The 3,749-nt window shown below is 33.6% G+C and carries 4 protein-coding genes; all 4 read right to left on the bottom strand.

Features of this window, described 5'->3' with window-relative positions; all coding sequences use genetic code 11:
* Window positions 1-1,107 (bottom strand): ATP-binding cassette domain-containing protein (locus N4A40_06970; protein MCT4661589.1); only part of this gene is annotated, 1,107 nt, incomplete at its 3' end.
* A 288-nt stretch (window positions 1,108-1,395) separates the two neighbouring features.
* Window positions 1,396-2,001, bottom strand: a complete 606-nt coding sequence (locus N4A40_06965) for a thiamine phosphate synthase (GenBank protein ID MCT4661588.1) — start codon at window positions 1,999-2,001, stop codon at window positions 1,396-1,398.
* A complete protein-coding gene (gene thiH / locus N4A40_06960; protein MCT4661587.1) occupies window positions 1,998-3,110 on the bottom strand; it encodes a 2-iminoacetate synthase ThiH in 1,113 nt (370 codons plus the stop codon). Before thiH ends, N4A40_06965 begins: the two co-directional genes overlap by 4 nt.
* Window positions 3,110-3,749, bottom strand: a 640-nt coding sequence (locus tag N4A40_06955) for a thiazole synthase (GenBank protein MCT4661586.1), incomplete at its 5' end; no start/stop codon positions are given. The genes N4A40_06955 and thiH, both read right to left, overlap by 1 nt.

Here is a 3,749-nt window from a genome sequence, read left to right as displayed (position 1 = left end):
TTCTAGAAGCGTCTTTTCATCATCTAATATGCTCAAATCTTGTCTAAAATATCCTATTTTAAGTACCTTTGATCTTTTGATGCTATCATGACCTTGTTCTATCAATCTCAAAAGTGTTGTTTTTCCACTTCCATTATCTCCTATTATAGCTATTTTACTTCCCCTGTAAATTTGAAATTTAGCATCATCAAACAAAACTCTATCTCCAAATCCATACTTAAGCGATTTAGATTCTAATATGATTTTAGAATGTATAGATTCATGCGATTTCAAATCTAATTTTATTGATTCTATATCCACTGGTTTTTCTTTAACCTCTAGTTTCTCCAATCTCTTTTTAATCGCTTTTGCTTTTTGATCTAAATTTTTCTTAGCTCTTTGATTTCCCATTTTGTGAAGTCTCGCTTCAGAATTTCCCATGCGTTTTGGCGCTTTTCTAATGGTTTTAGACTGATTCTTTGTCTCTAATACAGCACTCTCTAATTTCTTTTTCTCTCGCTCATATGATTCGTATTCTATTGTCTTTGCCTTTATCTCTGCCTCTTTTTGAAAAAGATAATCCGAGTAATTTCCTTCATATATTTTTAATTTTCCACTTTCTAATTCAACTATTTTGTTGCAAACTTCATCTAACAAATATCTATCGTGAGATACTATTATAAGCGCACCTCTATATTTTTTTAACCTCGATACAAGCGTTTCTACTCCATTTATGTCTAGATTTGAACTAGGCTCATCTGCAATTATTATCCCTGATTCCTGTCCTAGAGCGCTTACTATCTTCATTCTAGTTTTCTCACCGCCCGATAGCACTTCTGAGTATTCATCTGGGCTATCAAAGTTTCTTTTTTCTTTCTTACTCTCTATATCTAGCATCTTAACATCACATTCTAATTGATCTATAGATGCCAATTTATCGTATTTTTTGACATAACCTGTATCTGCTACAATCTCGCCTTTTATTATTTTTAGCAATGTCGTTTTACCTGCACCATTTCGTCCAACTAATCCTATTTTGTCATTTGCATAAATTTTTGCATCATCTATATCTAATATATTTTTGTCACCATAATATTTTTTCAAATCTCTAATTTCTAATTTTAGCATAAAAAAATCCACTCCTTGTCTAAAGAAGAGGATGCTCAAAACAAACCTATCTCGCAATATGCAAGTAGATTTTAAAGTTCATTTTAGGGCATTATAATCCTCTTCAGAATTTTGCGCACAACAAAATAGGTCTGTCATCCTATTTTATTTTGCTCTAAGTCATTCTAAAAAAGATTATAATCTCATCTTGAGTTTACACTCTTACCCTTTCTCTTACCAATTTTCAATTGGCTATATTCTTCTTAATTATAAATGCCGTAGAATCATAATTTCTACGACATTTTTGTTTTATAATCGTTTTATACCTAAATTTGCTTCCTTTAATTCCATTATTCCTCCAAATGGATTTTCATGTTCTAATAACCAAGATCTAATAGCTACTCCGTCTATACCTGTATTTTTTAACTCACTAACCTTTTCAGGTGTGATTCCTCCTATACCTACAATAGGTATTTTAATACATTCTCTCATGGATCTAATATAGTCTAGTCCCTTTCCACAAAGCCCTTTCTTACAGCTCGTTTCATATATATTTCCTGCAACTAAATAATCTGCCCCTGCCATTTCTGCTCTAATTGCCTCTTCTACGCTATGAACAGATACTCCAAATCTTCCAGTCCACTTATCTCTTATACCATCTATATCTTTAAAACTTATATGAAGTGCCCAAGCTTTTAGCATTTTTGCTACATCTATATTTCCATTTATTATCCACTTTGTACTATGCCTCTCATCCATACTCATTAGTTCTTTAGAATATTCTATCAGTTCTCTGTTTGATAAATCCTTTTCTCGTATCATTATGGCATCTATCTCAGCCTTTAGTAGCTCTTTTATTACTATACTTTGCTTTTTCTCACCACATGATTTTCTATCGGTTATTAACACTATCATATTCTATCAAATTGCATCCAATCTTTAAATATTGGCTGATATCCTTGTTTCTTGAGCATAGATTTCATCTCTACAACGCTTCTTGAATCCGATATCTCAAATTGAGATTCACTCTTATCATCTGTGCTATGTCCACCTACTGCAGTGCTTACACCAGCTGACATTTTTGTAACTCCAAGTGGTAATATCGCATCTCTAAGTTCTTTAGATTCTCGAGTTGAGACTGTTATTCCTGCAAATGGCATATAAATTCTAAGTGCTAGTATATATTGTACCAAATCTCTATCATTTACATCATATATTTCAGTAAATGAACCTGCATGTGGTCTAATTCTAGGAGGTGATAAACTAACACAAACTTCCGGGTAATTTTTTTGTAAATAATTTGCATGTATTCCACTAAAAAATGCCTCTTGCCTCCAATCTGATAAACCAAGAAGTGCTCCTATGTTTACCGATCTCATACCTGCTATACATCCTCTTTCTGGAGCATCTAATCTAAAATGATAATTTTTCTTTGGCCCTGCTAAATGAACTCTATCATATATATTTTCATCATATACTTCTTGGTAAACTGTAAGTGAATCAACACCAGCTTCTATAAGCGTCTTATAATCTTCTGTACTCAATGGATATATCTCTATAGCTATAGAATCAAAGTATTTTTTTAGAATCTGTACTGCCTCTGCTATATAGCTAACCGGAGTACCTTTTGGCGATTCTCCTGTCAAAACTAGTATGTGCTTCAATCCAGTTTTTGCTATATTCTGAGCTTCTAATTCTATCTCCTCTGCACTTAATTTTTTTCGCTTTATCTTGTTATCTACATTGAAACCACAATAAGCACATTTATTTACACAGTGATTGTCAATATACATAGGAGTAAATAACTCTATTGTTTTCCCAAAATGTTTGAGTGTTTCTTCATGAGCTCTTCTAGCCATTTCTTCTAAATGATTACTTGCTCGCTTTGATAGTAGTACTAAAAAATCTTCTCTCGACAGATACCTTTTTTGAAGAGCCGCCTCTATTCTATGATCTGTAACCTCCCTAAAAAATGATTTAAAATCAAAGTCTTTGAATTCTAAATATTCATCGTAAAAACTCATTATAAATCACCTTCATTCAAAAATCCTGTAAGTGGTGATGATGCACTAGCCTTTTCCTTTACCCTTCCTAATTTTGCAAGATACGCCATTCGTCCACTTTTAACTGCTAAGGCAAATGCTTCTGCCATTTGAGCTGGATCTTCAGCTGTCGCTATAGCTGTGTTTACTAATACTGCATCCGCTCCCATTTCCATAGCTTCTGCCGCTTCTGATGGTTTACCAATTCCAGCATCAACTATTATAGGTACATCTATTTCTTCTATGAGAATTTCAATAAGTTCTTTTGTTTTTATTCCTCTATTGCTTCCAATAGGAGCACCAAGTGGCATTACGGCTGCAGCTCCTGCTTCTACAAGTTTCTTTGCACTAGACAACTCTGGGCTCATATATGGAAGTACTTTAAATCCTTCCTTTGCAAGTATTTCCGTCGCTTTTATAGTTTCATAGTTGTCTGGAAGTAAGTATTTGCTATCTGATATGACCTCTATCTTTATCCAGTCCCCACATCCCATCGCTTTCGCAAGTCTTGCTATTCTCACAGCCTCCTCTGCATTTCTAGCACCAGATGTATTGGGAAGCCAAAATACATCCTTTGGTATGTACTTTAATAAATTTTCATCTTCTGAGTCCAAATCAACT

It is taken from the genome of Tissierellales bacterium (assembly GCA_025210965.1).
Taxonomy (GTDB): domain Bacteria; phylum Bacillota; class Clostridia; order Tissierellales; family JAOAQY01; genus JAOAQY01.
The sequence above is the reverse complement of the archived record's forward strand: the minus strand, read 5'-3'. Positions and strand labels throughout refer to the sequence as shown.